Source organism: Bradyrhizobium sp. LA6.8, from assembly GCF_040547935.1.
In the GTDB taxonomy this organism is placed as follows: Bacteria; Pseudomonadota; Alphaproteobacteria; order Rhizobiales; family Xanthobacteraceae; genus Bradyrhizobium; species Bradyrhizobium barranii.
This window is the reverse complement of sequence record NZ_JBEPQQ010000007.1, coordinates 95,717-111,414: the sequence shown is the minus strand read 5'-3', so window position 1 is coordinate 111,414 and position 15,698 is coordinate 95,717. Positions and strand designations below refer to the sequence as shown.

12 protein-coding genes are annotated in these 15,698 nt (G+C 64.4%); 6 read left to right on the top strand and 6 right to left on the bottom strand.

What is annotated here, in order from left to right; genetic code table 11:
* Nucleotides 1-249 precede the first annotated feature (249 nt).
* From ABIA90_RS29810 to ABIA90_RS29800, 3 genes are all read right to left on the bottom strand, one after another.
* The gene (locus ABIA90_RS29810) at nucleotides 250-1,125 is read right to left on the bottom strand and encodes a GNAT family N-acetyltransferase (protein WP_354119021.1); all 876 of its coding nucleotides are present in this window, start codon (nucleotides 1,123-1,125) and stop codon (nucleotides 250-252) included.
* A 95-nt stretch (nucleotides 1,126-1,220) separates the two neighbouring features.
* The gene (locus ABIA90_RS29805) at nucleotides 1,221-2,201 is read right to left on the bottom strand and encodes an amino acid--[acyl-carrier-protein] ligase (protein WP_354119020.1); all 981 of its coding nucleotides are present in this window, start codon (nucleotides 2,199-2,201) and stop codon (nucleotides 1,221-1,223) included.
* Between the two features lie 65 nt (nucleotides 2,202-2,266).
* Nucleotides 2,267-3,484, bottom strand: a complete 1,218-nt coding sequence (locus ABIA90_RS29800) for an acyl-CoA dehydrogenase family protein (protein WP_085404031.1) — start codon at nucleotides 3,482-3,484, stop codon at nucleotides 2,267-2,269.
* Between the two features lie 358 nt (nucleotides 3,485-3,842).
* Here ABIA90_RS29800 and ABIA90_RS29795 point away from each other — a divergent pair, with 358 nt between their 5' ends.
* The 3 genes from ABIA90_RS29795 (at nucleotide 3,843) to mtnA (ending at nucleotide 6,398) form a co-directional block, all read left to right on the top strand.
* Entirely contained in the window at nucleotides 3,843-4,115 is a 273-nt protein-coding gene (locus ABIA90_RS29795) for a phosphopantetheine-binding protein (protein WP_354119019.1), read from the top strand.
* Between the two features lie 279 nt (nucleotides 4,116-4,394).
* Nucleotides 4,395-5,270: an S-methyl-5'-thioadenosine phosphorylase gene (locus ABIA90_RS29790; RefSeq protein WP_247312978.1), complete on the top strand. Its 876-nt coding sequence runs from the start codon at nucleotides 4,395-4,397 to the stop codon at nucleotides 5,268-5,270.
* 18 nt (nucleotides 5,271-5,288) lie between these two features.
* The gene (mtnA, locus tag ABIA90_RS29785; protein WP_354119018.1) at nucleotides 5,289-6,398 is read left to right on the top strand and encodes an S-methyl-5-thioribose-1-phosphate isomerase; all 1,110 of its coding nucleotides are present in this window, start codon (nucleotides 5,289-5,291) and stop codon (nucleotides 6,396-6,398) included.
* 122 nt (nucleotides 6,399-6,520) lie between these two features.
* Here mtnA and ABIA90_RS29780 read toward each other — a convergent pair whose 3' ends face one another.
* The gene (locus ABIA90_RS29780) at nucleotides 6,521-7,156 is read right to left on the bottom strand and encodes an HAD-IA family hydrolase (protein ID WP_354119017.1); all 636 of its coding nucleotides are present in this window, start codon (nucleotides 7,154-7,156) and stop codon (nucleotides 6,521-6,523) included.
* A gap of 108 nt (nucleotides 7,157-7,264) precedes the next feature.
* Here ABIA90_RS29780 and ABIA90_RS29775 point away from each other — a divergent pair, with 108 nt between their 5' ends.
* Nucleotides 7,265-8,023: a S1 family peptidase gene (locus ABIA90_RS29775; protein ID WP_354119016.1), complete on the top strand. Its 759-nt coding sequence runs from the start codon at nucleotides 7,265-7,267 to the stop codon at nucleotides 8,021-8,023.
* Nucleotides 8,024-8,148: 125 nt separating this feature from the next.
* Nucleotides 8,149-9,651, top strand: a complete 1,503-nt coding sequence (locus ABIA90_RS29770) for a flavin-containing monooxygenase (RefSeq protein ID WP_354119015.1) — start codon at nucleotides 8,149-8,151, stop codon at nucleotides 9,649-9,651.
* Nucleotides 9,652-9,879: 228 nt separating this feature from the next.
* Here the strand turns inward: ABIA90_RS29770 and ABIA90_RS29765 are convergent, their stop codons facing one another.
* Both ABIA90_RS29765 and ABIA90_RS29760 read right to left on the bottom strand, forming a co-directional pair.
* Nucleotides 9,880-10,806, bottom strand: a complete 927-nt coding sequence (locus ABIA90_RS29765; protein WP_354119014.1) for a response regulator — start codon at nucleotides 10,804-10,806, stop codon at nucleotides 9,880-9,882.
* On the bottom strand, nucleotides 10,790-14,161 hold the full coding sequence (locus ABIA90_RS29760; protein ID WP_354119013.1) for a hybrid sensor histidine kinase/response regulator: 3,372 nt from the start codon (nucleotides 14,159-14,161) through the stop codon (nucleotides 10,790-10,792). Before ABIA90_RS29760 ends, ABIA90_RS29765 begins: the two co-directional genes overlap by 17 nt.
* Nucleotides 14,162-14,329: 168 nt before the next feature.
* Here ABIA90_RS29760 and urtA point away from each other — a divergent pair, with 168 nt between their 5' ends.
* Nucleotides 14,330-15,589 (top strand): urea ABC transporter substrate-binding protein, encoded by a 1,260-nt coding sequence (gene urtA, locus ABIA90_RS29755; protein ID WP_028149118.1) that lies wholly within the window; start codon nucleotides 14,330-14,332, stop codon nucleotides 15,587-15,589.
* Nucleotides 15,590-15,698 lie beyond the last annotated feature (109 nt).

Genomic DNA, 15,698 nt, shown 5'->3' with positions numbered 1-15,698 from the left:
ATGCGGAGCGGCGTGCGCCAAGCGCGCGAATGCGGAAGTGCCTGCAAGCCAGAGTTGGCCGAGAGCCTGCAACAAATCAGGTGTCGTCCCTGCGAACGCAGGGACCCATACCCCCAGGAAGAGGTTTGGCGAAGACTGGCAGTGAGCGGGTCTTCCCGCAGTACCAATACCCGCCCCTACCGACAGATCACGCGGTATGGGTCCCCTGCGTTCGCAGGGACGACAGCGGATGTTTGGGTCGAGTGTCCCCTACGGCCCGTACAGCACGAGTTCCGTATCCGTGAGGTCGCCAAGCTGCGGCCGGTGCGGACCCTTGAAATACTTGCGCCCGCGCCGCTCGGTGTAGATGCCGGCGAGGCCGGGAATCGGGCCATTGGAATCGATCGCCACCGAGATCTTGCCGAGGCGCAGCAGCAGCCGGCCGATGCGGCCTGCGCAGGCGGCGTATTCGGCGGCGCTGCGGCAATAGATCAGCTTCATCGCCGGCGGTGCGATGAAGCCGCGGCGGATGCGCACCGGCTGCAGGATGAAGGGGAACGTCCCCTTCGGCGTGCGGCAGACCAGGCTGAGGCAATTGTAGCGGGCATGCCGCGTGAGGAGCTGCGTCTCGTCGTCGGTCAGCCCCTCGATCGCCTTGGCGTGCTGCGAGATGACCTCGATCTTGCTCCAGCGCGGAGGGCGCGCGAGGGCAGGCACGGAGAAGAAGATGCCGTGGCAATAGGCACGGAAGCCCTGCGTCTCGATGATCGGCCAGGTCCACGGCGCCGGGCTGATGTTGAGATAGGTGACATCCTTGTGCCGCTGCGCGATCTTGGTCAGCAGCGGGGCGTAGTTGCGGTAGGCCGGATCGACATACCAGCTCGACAAATTGCACTGGATGGCGGTCTCTTCGCCGTGCTTTCGCGCCGTGTAGATCAGCAGCAGCACGCCGACGGGCGCGCCGTCATTGTCGAGCATGTAGCCGAAGCGCGGATAGCCCTCCGGCACGGGCCGGAAGGCCTGCCGGCGCAGACCCTGGATCCAGTAGTTGCGCGAGCGGCCGACGAAGCCGCGCGTCAGCAGGTCCGCGACCGCATCGACGTCGGCCTCGGTGATCTCGCGGCATCGGACCTTGGTGTGGATCACGCTCGTTTTACCCGTGGAAATGGGAGGCCTCGTTCGCTCTATCGTTTCGGCACGATCTTTTCGGAAAACCGCCCCGCACTTTTCCGGATCATGCTCTAGCGCCAGCCTTCACCATGGGCATCGGCCGTGGCTAACGGCTGCATGCCCATGATCTCCCGCACCTTGGCGGGCCAGGCGGCGAGATCGGTGCCGTGGGTGTGGAACATGGCGACGGCCAGGCGGTCCATGCCGAAGGCGACGCAGCCGGTATGGGCCGGTTCGCCATTGGCGTCCTGGATGCCCCAGGTCGTGCCAAAATGCTCGCGGTGATAGTTGAAGCTCATGCAGGCGGTCGGCTGATCCTCCGAGCGGAGCGGGATCAGGAGCTCGAATTTGAGCTGCTGCTGCTTCTGGCTCACCGCCTTGATCTGGCCGACGCGGCCGAAGAAGGGGTCGCTGGCATAGTCGACGCGGAAGGCCAGGCCGAGGTCGCGGGCAATCGCCTGCGCGCGCACCATCCAGCGCTCGCGGAAATCGGCGACGTCGTCGGGGCTGCCGATGCAGACATATTCGCGCATCCGGAACGATTGCAGCCGGTCGAGATGTTTCGACGGCTCGCGGCGGAAGCAGTCGGCGGCGACGTCGAAGCGCAGGCCGCCCTTCGGCAAAGGTCCGCGGCTCGCCGCGATCGGATAAACCGGGTAGCACGCGGCGGGCGACAGCACGAGGTCGGCCGGCGAGAGCGATGAAGTCCAGTCGCCGCCGGCATCGAAGCGGCTCACCGCCGCGTTGATCTCGCGTTCGGTGCCGTGCAGGCCGCAGACGCAGCCGAGCAGGTTCGGAAAGCTCTTGAGATAGCCGGATTTCTCGAGCTGGGCCCGGCTCATCACCGGCGGAAAGCGCATGACCTCGGTGCCGGCCTCGCGATGGCTCGTGATCAGGGCGGCGAGACGCTCGACGATACCCTCATAGAGCGCGGTGCGGGCGTAGACGCCGTCCGAGCCCATGGGGTGGAACAGCTTGTCGGCGAGATGATCGAGCGGATCTGCGATTTGCGGCGCGGTCTCGGGCGAGTTGGGGAGAACAGCAATGTTCATGTTCGACTTCCTGCTATCTGAAATTGTTCTTTTTGGCCGAAAGGCACGTCAGTCGCGAAGGCTTTCTAGTCCCGAAGGCTTGCCGGAATGCCGCTCATCAGCGTCGACGTGGCGGCGTTGGCGAGAATGCGGTCGTTGTTGATCATGATCGGTGAGGACAGCACGTCGCGCAGGTGGCGGCCCATGGTGAACTCGCCATCGTTGCGGTAGCCGGAAAGGCCCGCGGTGCGCATCGCATGCATCACGGTCTCGACCGCGAGCTCGGAGGCCTGCACCTTCAACAGCGTGATCGAAGACTGGAAATCGAGCGAGCTCAGCGCGCGCTCGTCATGCTCGGCGCGGGCAAAGGTGTCGACATTGGCTGCGATCAGCGCGCGCAGCTTGGCCAGCGACATCTTCGCGGCCGTGAAATGCGCCGCGGCCGGCGGCATCTGGCCGCCCGAGGTGCGGGCCGCCTTGCGAACGAAAGCCTGCGCGCGGGTCACGGCCGCGGCGGCGATGCCGGCCCAGGCCGAGGACCAGCACAGATGCGCGAACGGCGTCATGGTCTGGGCATGGATCTTGTCATAGGATTCCGGGAAGATGCGGTCGGCCGGGCAATCGACCTTCAGCTCGAAGCCGGTCGAGCAGGTGCCGCGCATGCCGAGCGTCTCCCAGCCCTGCGTCTGCTTCAGCGAATAATCGTCCTTGGCGAGCGCCAGCAGAACCTGGTCGGAGGCGGCGGCCTCAGTGGCGCGGCGGGCGATGGTGACGAGGCCGTCGGCCTCCGCACCGTAGGAGATCACGGTGGCGTCGCGCACCAGCGAGACTGCGTCGCCGGCGTGGTCGACTGCCGCAGCGCTGGCGCGAATGTTGCCGCCGTTCTGGCCTTCGGTGGTGGAGGAGGCGAGCAGCCACTGGTCGCGCGCGACCCGGCGCATCATCGTTTCCATCCAGGGGATGCCGTGGCCGTGCCTGATGACACAGGCGACCTTGGTCGTGTGCATCGCATAGATCATCGCGGTCGAGGCGCAGGCACGTCCGAGCGTGTAGCAGATATCGGTGACGTCGTAGATCGAGGCACCGAAGCCGCCGAATTCGACCGGGATCATGACGCCGAGCAGTTTCTGCTCACGCGCGACCTCGAAAGCCTTGTGGGGGAAGCGGGCGCCGCGATCGACCTCGTCCGCATCGGCAGCCGCCGCAGCGGCTGTCCGGGTAGCGCGTTCGATGAGGGAGGGGCCGTGTTCGAGAAAGCTCGTTTGCGTTTCGTCGACAGTGAGGACTGCTTCACGCACGTTCATACTCGTCCGCCTCCGGTTTGCCGTTCAGGATCGCCGGCACCATTCGCGATGCCGTGCAAGCGATCCTCCGACCATTTTGCTTGTGAGACGAGGCTACGGATTTAATTCAAATTCGTCGATGAAATAGAGGGTAAACAAAGCCAAATTCCGAACGAACAGTTAAGTTCGGGTTGTTTGCATCGCCGACAATTCCGCGATCGCGTTAGGGATCTGGAAGAACCCGGAATTCCAGACAATCTGAGTCATCGTTTACTAAGAAAGGCGAAGTAATGGTGGCGCCCATTGTGGGATCGGCCCGTCGCGCCCATCGTAGCCGGCAACCGGTCCGACCGTTGAATAGACAGATGGGAATTTACCGATGCAGGCCTTCGATACCGACGTGCGCGATCGCATCATCAAGCTGGTGAAGGGCATCCTCGAGCAGAACGCGCTCACCGCGGACATCACGCCCCAGGCGAAGCTCGTCGATGCGGGCCTGACCTCGATGGACATGGTCAATCTGATGCTCGGCGTCGAAGCCGAGTTCGACTTCACCATCCCGCAGTCCGAGATCACGCCCGAGAACTTCCAGTCGGTCGAGACGCTGGAGCGGATGGTCGCGACCCAGCTGCAGCTGGCCGCGGCGGCTTAATTAGACCTACCTATCTCTCCCCGGGTCGTCCCTGCGAACGCAGGGACCCATACCGCGGAATCTATCGATCGTTGAGGGTCGCAGTACAGAACGACGAATCCTCGCCAAACTGCGCCCTGTGGCTATGGGTCCCTGCTTTCGCGGGGACGACATCGAGTGTGAGGCGAGCACTCCACGCCCCTCACAGCACCGGCATCGCCCCACCACCCCCGTTTCAAAATCGCCGCAAAACTGGCATAGCTTAACCATGTCGCACATAGCTGACAGGGTGGAGCAGGCATGACGCAGGCGGTATTGGGCATCATTGGTGGCTCCGGCATCTACGATCTGCCGGGTCTCGAGGGTGCGCGCGAAGAAGTGATCAAGAGCCCCTGGGGCGAGCCGTCGGCCCCTCTGCGGCGCGGCTCGATTGCCGGCCTGCCGATCGTGTTCCTGCCGCGGCACGACAAGGGTCACCGGCTGTCGCCCTCCGACATCAACTATCGCGCCAACATCGATGTTCTGAAGCGGGCCGGCGTTACCGACCTGATCTCGCTCTCGGCCTGCGGCTCGTTCAGGGAGGAGCTGCCACCCGGCACCTTCGTTCTCGTCGACCAGTTCGTCGATCGCACCCACAAGCGCGAGAGCTCGTTCTTCGGTCGGGGCTGTGTCGCGCATGTGTCGATGGCGCATCCGGTCTCGCCGCGCCTGCGCATCCATCTTGCGGCGGCAGCTGAAGCCGAGGGCATCGCGTTTGCGCGCGGCGGCACCTATGTCTGCATGGAGGGGCCGCAATTCTCCACCTATGCGGAAAGCATGACCTATAAGACATCGGGCTATTCCGTGATCGGCATGACCAACATGCCCGAGGCGAAGCTCGCGCGTGAGGCGGAGATCTGCTACGCCACGGTCGCGATGGTGACGGATTTCGACTGCTGGCATCCCGACCACGACGCCGTCACCGTCCAGGACATCATCCGCGTGCTGACCTCGAACGCCGACAAGGCGAAGGCGCTGGTGGCGCGGCTCGCGACGGATTTTCCGCGCGAGCACGAGCCGTGCCCGATCGGTTCGGACCGCGCGCTCGACACCGCGTTGATCACGGCGCCCGAGGCGCGCGATCCCGAGCTCTTGAAGAAGCTCGATGCGGTGGCCGGGCGCATCCTGCGGGCGTGATACGAAAGGCAGAATGCCATGAAGGTTGACGGCAAGCATTTCCGCAGCATCTGGCGCGAGCGCGATGGCTGGTCGGTCGGCGCGATCGACCAGCGCCGGCTGCCGCATGAGTTCGTCGTCGCGAAGCTGACTTCATGCGAAGACGCTGCGGTCGCGATCCGCGACATGCTGGTGCGCGGCGCACCGCTGATCGGTGCAACCGCGGCCTACGGCATGGCGCTTGCCATGCGCGAGGATTCATCTGACGCCGGCCTCAAGCACGCCTATGACACGCTGGTCGTGGCGCGGCCGACCGCGATCAATCTGAAATGGGCGCTAGACGAGATGCGCACGGCGCTCGCGCCGGTCGATCCGGTCGGGCGGGCGGAGGCGGCCTACGCGCGCGCCGACGAGATCGTCGAGCAGGACGTCGAGATCAACCGCGGCATCGCCGGCAACGGGCTGAAGCTGATCGAGGCGATCGTCGCAAAGAAGAAGCCGGGCGAGACGGTCAATGTGCTGACCCATTGCAATGCGGGCTGGCTCGCCACCGTCGATTGGGGCACCGCAACGGCGCCGATCTATCTGGCGCATGAGCGCGGCATCAAGGTCCATGTCTGGGTCGACGAGACCCGTCCGCGCAACCAGGGCGCCTCGCTCACCGCCTGGGAGCTCGGCCATCACGGCGTGCCGCACACGGTCATCCCCGACAACACCGGCGGACATCTGATGCAGCACGGCATGGTCGACCTCGCCATCGTCGGCACCGATCGCGTCGCCGCCAATGGTGATGTCTGCAACAAGATCGGCACATATCTGAAGGCGCTTGCCGCGCACGACAACGGCGTGCCGTTCTATGTCGCGCTGCCGTCGCCGACGATCGATTTCGCCGTCGATGACGGCATCCGCGACATTCCGATCGAGCAGCGCAGCGGCACGGAGGTGACCGACATGACCGGCCGCACCGCGGACGGCCGGCTGGAGACGGTGCGCATCGTGCCGGAGGGCTCGCCGGTCGCGAATTACGCGTTCGACGTGACGCCGGCGCGGTTGGTCACTGGTCTCATCACGGAGCGCGGCGTGCTGAAGCCGGATAGAGCATCGCTGGCGGCCGCCTTTCCGGGGCGGATCGCCGCCGCGGCGGAGTAGTCAGTCTGCCAGGCGAGATGGCTCTACGGCGTCATTGCGAGCGCAGCGAAGCAATCCAGAATCCCTGCGCGGAAAGACTCTGGATTGCTTCGTCGCTTCGCTCCTCGCAATGACAGGCTAAACTAGCTCAGCTTCAGCCCCGTCGCCGCCTCGAGCTCGGCAATCGCCTGGGTCCCGCCGGTCACCTTGATCGTCGTCATGCCCATCTCACGCGCGGGTTTCAGATTGACGCCGAGATCGTCGAGATAAACGCAATTCTTCGGGTCGACCCTCAGCGTCTCGACCATCATCCTGTAGATGCGCGGGTCGGGCTTGCGCAGGCCGATCTTGGCGGATTCGATGACGTGGTCGAACAGAACCATCACCTCGGCGATGTAGAGTGAGCGCCCGGTCATGCTGCCGATCGCGTTGGCAGGCAGATTGTTGGTGATACAACCGGTTTTGAATTGCGCCTTGATGCGCTTGAGAGCCTCGACCATCTCGGGACGCAGATCGCCCTGAAGCAGCGGCAGCACGTCGCGGCCGCGCACCTCCGCGCCGAGCGCGCGCGATTCCTCGGCGAAAAGCTTGTCGAAGGTGTCGATATCGACCTCGGCTCGCTCGAACTTGGCCCAGGCGTTTTCCAGATGATTGGCGGCGTTGGTGCGCCGGATGATGTCGACGGGCAGGCCGCGCTCGGTCTCGTACCGTGCGAACGCCTCGAACGGCGAGCTCGTCAGCACGCCGCCAAAATCAAAGATCACAGCCTCGATCGTCAAGATCCCGCCCTCGTCAATTCCTTTCCAAGAGCGCTAGCATGCGCTATCGGCAAGGGCCAGTCCGAAGCAATCCCGCCGTCACCGATGCTGACGCCAAAGCGTGTTCCCATGAAGAAGCTTGCAACCCTCATCGCAGCCGCGCTGCTGCTCGCCACGCCCGCACACGCCATCGTCGGCGGCGGCACGCCGCAGGCCGATGGTGTCGCGCGCGCGGTCGTCACCATCGTCGGCTCGCGTGGCAATTTCTGCACCGGCAGCCTGATCGCTCCGAAGGTCGTGCTGACGGTTGCCCACTGCGTGCAGCCCGGCGCGGACTACAAGATCGTCGATCGCGGCGCTGACGGTGCGCCGCAATTGCTGAACGTGCGCACCGTCGCGATCCATCCGAACTTCAACATGCAGGCAATGCAGGCGCACCGCGCCACCGCGGACGTGGCATTGTTGCAACTGGAAATTCCACTCAAGGGAAAATCGACGGTGTCGGTCGGTGCGCCGACCATTCCAATCCAGGTCGGCAGCCGCTTCGTCATCGCCGGTATCGGCGTCACCGTGCGTGGCGACGGCAAGAGCGGCGGCGGGACGCGCGTTGCCGGGCTCGTGGCCACGGGCCAGCCCGGCACGTTCCAGATCCGGCTGGTCGATCCCGTAACCAACGGTGTTCGCGACGGAATTGGCGCCTGCACCGGCGATTCCGGCGGTCCGGTGTTCGAGGACAAGCCGAACGGCCCGGTGCTTGTCGGCGTCATCAGCTGGTCCACGGGGCCGAACGGCGCCGCCGGCTGCGGCGGATTGACCGGCGTCACGCCGCTCACGCTCTATCGCGACTGGATTTTGCAGACCGCGCGGAGCTGGGGTGCGGCGTTATAGTTTGACCGCGAATTGATCTGTGTCATTTTGAAGTGGAAGCGCGATGGGCGACCATGCCCGTCGCGGAGGAAACGCGCCGTCCGGTCAAGGGCGGCCACAAAAACAAGCAAGGCATAGAAGCAACAATGAATGTCGCTGTCCGCAGTCACGCCACAACCAAGCAGGCCTCTGAACATTTCGACGTGCTGATCGTCGGTGCCGGCATCTCCGGCATCGGCAGCGCCTATCACATCGAAAAGCAGCTTCCCGGCACGAGCTACGTCATCCTGGAAACGCAGGCGACGTTCGGCGGCACCTGGAGCACGCATCGCTATCCCGGCATTCGCTCGGACAGCGATCTCCATACCTTCGGTTATAGCTTCAAGCCCTGGGTCGGCCCGCCGATCGCGACCGCCGAGGAAATCCTCACCTACATGAACGAGGTGATCGAAGACAACGATATCGCCCCGCACATCCGCTACAAGCACCAGATCAATTCCGCGAGCTGGTCGAGCGAGCAAAATCTCTGGACCATCGAGGCGACGACGACCGACACCGGCGAGGCGAAAACGTTCACCGCCAACTTCCTCTGGATGTGCCAGGGCTATTATCGCCATTCCGAAGGCTACACGCCGGAATGGAAGGGCATGGACCGCTTCAAGGGCCGCATCGTCCATCCGCAGAGCTGGCCCGACGATATCGACCTCGCGAACAAGAAGGTCGTCGTGATCGGCTCGGGCGCGACCGCGGCGACGCTGGTGCCGAACATCGCCGACGCCTGCGCGCATGTCACCATGCTGCAGCGCTCGCCGACCTATTTCCGGCTCGGCCGCAACGCGATCGAGATCGCCGAGGAGCTGCGCCGGCTTCAGGTCGACGAGGAGTGGATCCACGAGATCGTCCGCCGCAAAATATTGTTCGAGCAGGATGCTTTCACAAAGCTCTGCATTGCCAAGCCAGAGCAGGTGAAAAAGGATCTGATCGACCAGATCCGCGCGGTTCTCGGTCCGGACTACGACGTCGAAACGCATTTCACGCCGACCTACCGGCCGTGGCGGCAGCGTATCGCCTTCGTGCCCGATGCCGATCTGTTCAAGGGCATCGCCAGCGGCAAGGCCTCCGTCGTCACCGACGAGATCGAATGTTTCGTCGAGAACGGCATCCAGCTCAAGTCCGGCAAGCGGCTGGAAGCCGACGTCGTCGTCACCGCAACCGGCTTCAATCTTGCGGCGCTCGGTGACATCGCCTTCGAGATCGACGGCAAGCCACTCGCCTTCGGCGACACCGTGACCTATCGCGGCATGATGTTCACGGGCGTGCCGAACATGGTCTGGGTGTTCGGCTATTTCCGTGCGAGCTGGACGCTGCGCGTCGACGTCGTCGCCGATTTCGTCTGCCGGCTGCTCGGCCACATGAAGGCCAAGGGCACGAAGAAGGTCGAAGTCAGGCTGCGGCCTGAGGACCACAACATGCCGATCCTGCCCTGGATCGATCCGGAAAACTTCAATCCCGGCTACATCATGCGCAACATGGACCTGCTCCCCAAGCGCGGCGACAAGCCGGAATGGCAGCACAGCCAGGATTACTGGACCGAGAAGGACGAGATCCCGAAGACGGATCTGGACGACGGGGCGTTTGTTTACGGGTAAGGGAGCTGTTTGTGTAAGGGGCGATAGCGACCGCCACGCACACGGCGGTCGTCCCGGGGCGCGAAGCGAGCCCGGGACCCATACTCCCAGGCAGTGGTTATAGGGCTGGCTGGTCACTCCGGGTCTTCGCCAAACCACTTCCTGTGGTTATGGGTCCCGGGCTCGCTGCGCGCCCCGGGACGACACTGTTGGTTGGGTGAACGGCGCACCAACTCATCTGCAGTGCTGCTACGAATTCCTTCTTGTCGCATTCGTTGCAATCGCCGCCGCCGCGGTCCGGTTCTCCACGCCGAGCTTGGCGTAGATCTGCTCTAGGTGCTTGTCCACGGTGCGCGGGCTCAAGCCCAGAATCTGCGCGATGTCGCGGTTGGTCTTGCCCTTGCTGAGCCAGGTCAGCACTTCGCCCTCGCGGGTGGTGAGGCCGAGCTCGCTGGTGAATTCGGGCGGCAGCGCCGTGCCGGACTCCTTGGATAGCCGCAGCAGGAACTCGTTCGGCGCGGTTTCACCCATGTAGTAGAGCCGCAGTTGCGGATTGTCGGGCAGGGGAGCCGCCTGCGACTTCGAGCTGCCCTTGTCCTTCGCCTGCTCCAGCCATTGCAGGAGCGATGGCGGCAGGACGAAGTCGTCGGCCTGCGCGCCATGATGATCGGCCAGCAGTTTTTGCGCCTGCGGGGTGGCCCAGAGCACGTGGCCCTGGCGGTTGACCGCGAACAGGAAGCGGCCGGAGACGTCGAGCGCGGCACGCGCGCTCTGGGTCAGGCGGGCATTGCCGAGATGGACGCGGATGCGCGCCAGCATCTCCTCGATCACAATCGGTTTTGTCACGTAGTCGACGCCGCCGGCCTCCAGCCCGCGCACGATGTGCTCGGTCTCTGCAAGGCCCGTCATGAAGATCACGGGCACGTTGGCAACGCCCGCGTCGCGCTTGAGCCGGCGGCAGGTCTCGAATCCGTCCATGCCGGGCATCACGGCGTCCAGCAGCACGATGTCGGGGGTGATCTGGTCGACGATGCGCATCGCGGCCGCGCCGTCGAGCGCCACCATCACCGTCATCCCGGCGCCGTCGAGCGCGTCGGTGAGCAGCCGCAGCGTCTCCGGGGAGTCATCGACAACGAGCGCGACATCGCGCTTCCTCGACTCAATGCTCATGCGCATGCAACGTCTTCAATGTGGCCATGTACCGGTCGAGATCGAAGCGGTCGACCAGCGACCGCATTTCCGCGACGAAGTCGGCATGCTCGGGGTGCTCGCTGCCGATCTCGTCCAGCTTCAACTGGATGCCCTTGACGTAGCCGATCTGGCCCAGCCCCATCAGCGCCTCGATGTGCCGCACCGGTGGCCTTGATCCGCTCTCGAGCCGCCAGAACGGCACCGCGATCTGGTCCGCGCCGTACTGCCATTCGATCTTCAGGAGCTGACGGATCGTCTCCAGCAGCCGCGGGATGTCGATCGGCTTCATCAAATAGCCGTCGTGGAAGGGCTGCGCCAGCGGCGTGCCGTGAGCCTCCAGCGCGCTCGCCGACACCATCAGGATGCGCGCCTGGTGATGGCCGCCCGTGCGCAAGGCCTCCGCGACGGCCCAACCGTCCATGGCGGGCATCGAGATGTCGAGCAGGAACAGGTCGGGCCGGCAATGCTGCGCCAGCGCGAGGCATCCTGGCCCATCGGGTGCGCTGAGCAGGATGAAGCCGAGCGGCGCCAGCACCTCGCGCAGGAGGTCGCGATGCACGGGGTCGTCGTCGGTGATGAGGATGGTCTTGCGTGCGCCGCGATAGCCGGAGACCGGCGCCTCCACCGGCGCGATGCGCAGCGGATTGGCGACTTCCGACAGCAGGAGCTTGACCTTGAAGGTGCTCCCGGCGCCAACCGTGCTCAAGACCTTGATGTCGCCGCCCATGACGCCGGCGAGCAGCCGGCTGATGGTCAGGCCCAGCCCGGTGCCGGTCTGCGGCTGCGAGACGCCGAGCGCGCCACGCTCGAAGGGCGCAAAGATGCGTTCGAGGTCGTCGCCCTGGATGCCGGGGCCGGTGTCGATCACTTCGAACTCGGCAACGGGGCTGCGATAGTGCACGACGAACTGCACGCTGCCGGTCTGGGTGAACTTGATCGCGTTGGAGAGCAGGTTGATCAGCACCTGGCGCAGCCGCTTTTCGTCGGCGTAGACCACGACCGGCAAATGCGCGGGCCGCCTGAACACGAAGTCGATGCCCTTGGCGGCCGCCTGGAGACGGAACATGCCGACGAGCTGGTCGAGGAATTCGCTCAGGCGCACTTCGTCGCGCGACAGATACAGCCGCCCCGCCTCGATCTTGGAGATATCCAGAATGCCGTCGATCAGGCCGGAGAGGTGATCGGCGCTGCGGCGAACCACGCGGACCTGGTCGCGCGGCTTGGTGTTGAGCGTCGCGTCCTGCTCCAGGAGCTGGGCATAGCCGCTGATCGCGTTCAGCGGCGAGCGCAGCTCGTGGCTCAGCCCGACCACGTAGCGGCTCTTGGCGAGGTTGGCGGATTCGGCGACCTCCTTGGCGCGCTGAAGCTCGGCGTCGGTGCGCTTGTGCGCGTCGATCTCCTGGATCAACAGCGTCGTCTGCCGCCGCGTCTCGGCCTCGGCGGCGCGGCGGCTCTGCTGCGCCAGCACGAACAGCCAGGCCACCACGCCGATGATGATGCTGAGCGAGAAGAACACCTTCCAGAGCACGTTCGAGACGAGCAAGTTCTCGCCGGGCACGCTCGCCGAGGTCTGAAGATAGATCAGTCCCAGCACCAGCGCGACGAGGCCGGCGGAGACCACGAAGACGCCGATATAGTGGCCGAACTGCGAGTTGATCCGCCGGTAGATCGGTTCGGGAAGAATCTTGCCGAGCGCGTCGGCGAACTGCACCTGCGCCCGCGCATGCGGCTTGCACAGGTCGTGGCAGCGTGCATCGAGCGAGCAGCACAGCGAGCAGATCGGGCCGGCGTAAGCGGGGCAGGACGTCATGTCCTCCGGCTCGAAACTGTGCTCGCAGATACAGCACTGGATCGACTCGATATTGGCCCAGCTCCGCTTCGGCTTGCGCGCGATGTAGTATTTTCCGTCGGTGAGCCAGGCGATGACCGGCGCGGTGACGAAGGCAACCGTCAGCGCGACGAAGGCGGCGAGCGCCTTCATGGTCGGGCCGAACAGGCCGTAGAACGCCGCGATCGAGACGATGGTCGCGATCGTCATGGCGCCGACACCGACCGGATTGATGTCGTAGAGATGGGCGCGCTTGAACTCCATCTGCGGCGGACGCAGGCCAAGCGGCTTGTTGACGACGAGATCGGCGACGAGCGCGCCGACCCAGGCGATCGCGACGTTGGAATAGAGCGCCAGCGTCTGCTCCAGCGCCTTGTAGACGCCGATCTCCATCAACAGCAGCGCCACCATCACGTTGAACACCAGCCAGACCACCCGGCCGGGGTGGCTGTGCGTCAGACGCGAGAAGAAGTTCGACCAGGCGATCGAGCCGGCATAGGCATTGGTGACGTTGATCTTGAGCTGCGACAGGATCACGAACATGCCGGTGAGCGCCAGCGCCAGATCCGGCTGCGACAGCACGTAGCGAAACGCTTCGAGATACATGTGCGCGGGTTCGGCGGCCAGCTCGCCCGAGAGGCCATGGCTCAGCGCAAAGAAGGCGAGAAAGGAGCCCAGCAACAATTTCAGTGCGCCGAAGATGATCCAGCCCGGGCCCGCGATCAGCAGGGCGATCCACCACGACGTTCGCGACGTGCGGCGGTCGCGCGGCAGAAACCGGAGGAAGTCGACCTGCTCGCCGATCTGCGCCACCAGCGAGAACACCACGGAGGATGCGACACCGAACAGCAGCAGATCGAAATGTCCGCTCGCGTCGCCATGCTCGCCGGCGAACTTGCGCCACTCCGTGAACGAGTAGGGGTTGGCCCAGGCGATCGCGGCAAAGGGCAGGATGTGCAGGATGATCCAGATCGGCTGCGTCCAGAGCTGGAAGCGGCTGATCAGCGTGATGCCGTAGGTCACGAGCGGAATGATCGCCACTGCGCTGATGAGGTAGCCGATCGGGCGCGGAATGCCGAAGCACATCTCCAGCGCCGTTGCCAGGATCACCGCCTCGATGGCGAAGAAGATGAAGGTGAAGGAGGCGTAGATCAGCGAGGTGACGGTCGAGCCGATATAGCCGAAGCCGGCGCCGCGGGTGAGCAGGTCAATGTCGATGCCGCATTTGGCTGCGTAATAGGCAATCGGCACGCCGCAGAAGAAGATGATGATGGAGACGACGAGGATCGCGGCGCTGGCGTTGGTGACGCCGTAGTTCAGCGTGATGGTGCCGCCGATCGCTTCCAGCGCCAGGAAGGAGATGGCGCCGAGTGCAGTGTTGGCGACACGGGCGGCAGACCAGCGGCGCGCGCTCTTGGCGGTGAAGCGCAGCGCGTAGTCTTCCAGCGTCTGGTTGGCGACCCACTGGTTGTACTGGCGCCTGACGCGGTCTATTCGCTGCCGCCCTGCCACTCGTTACCCCACTCCCGATACGTCCAGAGCCCTCGCAAATTCCGTACCAGAAGCCTACGTCGGTATTTTGCGGTGCAGTATACGCGATCTTGCGTATGCTTGCGCTGCACAAATTCGAGCCATCCTCACGGCACCAATCGCGTGTCCTCGAACAAAAGTGGGGTGCTCATGTCAGACGAAGCAAACAAGGGCCTGTTGTCGCCGCTCCGGCGCAAACTATTGATGGGAATGGCCGCCGTGCCGGCCATCACGATGCTGCCGCGGGCGTCTTTCGCGCAGGCTCCGGCGACCTCGGCGGTCAACACGACGGGCCTGGCAGTCACCGACACCGAGGTGACGGTCGGCATCCTGCACTCGGCGACCGGCACCATGGCCATCTCCGAGACCGGCTCGATCGAGGCCGAAAAGCTCGCCATCGAGCAGATCAATGCCATGGGCGGCGTGCTCGGGCGCAAGATCAAGTTCATCCAGGAAGACGGCGCCAGCGATTGGCCGACCTTTGCGGAGAAGGCCAAAAAGCTGCTCGTCAACGACAAGGTCGCGGCGATCATGGGTTGCTGGACCTCGGCATCCCGCAAGGCCGTGCTGCCGGTTATGGAGCAGTACAACGGCATGCTCTACTACCCGACCTTCTATGAAGGCCTCGAGCAGTCCAAGAACGTGATCTACACCGGCCAGGAAGCGACCCAGCAGATTCTCGCCGGCCTGAACTGGATCGCCAAGGAAAAGGGCGCCAAGTCGTTCTTCTTCATCGGCTCCGACTACATCTGGCCGCGCACCTCGAACAAGATCGCGCGCAAGCACGTCGAGAACGTACTGAAGGGCAAGGTCGTCGGCGAGGAGTATTATCCGCTCGGCAACACCCAGTTCAACTCGGTCATCAACAAGATCAAGCTGACCAAGCCCGACGTGATCTTCACCGACGTCGTCGGCGGCTCGAACGTCGCGTTCTACAAGCAGCTCAAGGCCGCCGGCATCGACCTTTCCAAGCAGGCGCTGCTCACCATCTCGGTGACCGAAGACGAGATCGACGGTATCGGCGGCGAGAACATCGCGGGCGCCTATGCCTGCATGAAGTACTTCCAGTCGCTCGATAATCCCAACAACAAGACGTTCGTGCCCGCGTTCAAGAAGATGTGGGGCGAGAAGACCGTGATCGGAGACGTCACCCAGGCTGCCTATCTCGGCCCGTGGCTGTGGAAGTTGACGGTGGAGAAGGCGGGCTCGTTCGACGTCGACAAGATCGCGGCGGCATCGCCCGGCGTCGAGTTCAAGGGTGCGCCGGAAGGCTATGTCCGCATCCACGAAAACCATCACCTCTGGTCGAAGACCCGGGTGGGACGCGCCAAGCTCGATGGCCAGTTCGAGCTGATCTACGAGACTGCCGATCTCGTCGAGCCGGATCCGTTCCCCAAGGGCTATCAGTAAGTCGCGGCATCAGTCGCGCTTTCTCCCAAGCCTCTCCCTGGCGTGGACCGCAAATCCACGCCCAAGACCCCCGCGTCGCGAACCTGCTCGCGACGCGGGACCTTATCCC

Bases quoted from the DNA above. Each gene is read 5' to 3' on its own strand.
- ABIA90_RS29795 (WP_354119019.1), top strand. From the start codon at position 3,843: ATGCAGGCCTTCGATACCGACGTGCGCGATCGCATCATCAAGCTGGTG.
- ABIA90_RS29805 (WP_354119020.1), bottom strand. From the start codon at position 2,201: ATGAACATTGCTGTTCTCCCCAACTCGCCCGAGACCGCGCCGCAAATC.
- urtA (WP_028149118.1), top strand. From the start codon at position 14,330: ATGTCAGACGAAGCAAACAAGGGCCTGTTGTCGCCGCTCCGGCGCAAA.
- ABIA90_RS29765 (WP_354119014.1), bottom strand. From the start codon at position 10,806: ATGCGCATGAGCATTGAGTCGAGGAAGCGCGATGTCGCGCTCGTTGTC.
- ABIA90_RS29775 (WP_354119016.1), top strand. From the start codon at position 7,265: ATGAAGAAGCTTGCAACCCTCATCGCAGCCGCGCTGCTGCTCGCCACG.
- ABIA90_RS29770 (WP_354119015.1), top strand. From the start codon at position 8,149: ATGAATGTCGCTGTCCGCAGTCACGCCACAACCAAGCAGGCCTCTGAA.
- mtnA (WP_354119018.1), top strand. From the start codon at position 5,289: ATGAAGGTTGACGGCAAGCATTTCCGCAGCATCTGGCGCGAGCGCGAT.
- ABIA90_RS29790 (WP_247312978.1), top strand. From the start codon at position 4,395: ATGACGCAGGCGGTATTGGGCATCATTGGTGGCTCCGGCATCTACGAT.
- ABIA90_RS29800 (WP_085404031.1), bottom strand. From the start codon at position 3,484: ATGAACGTGCGTGAAGCAGTCCTCACTGTCGACGAAACGCAAACGAGC.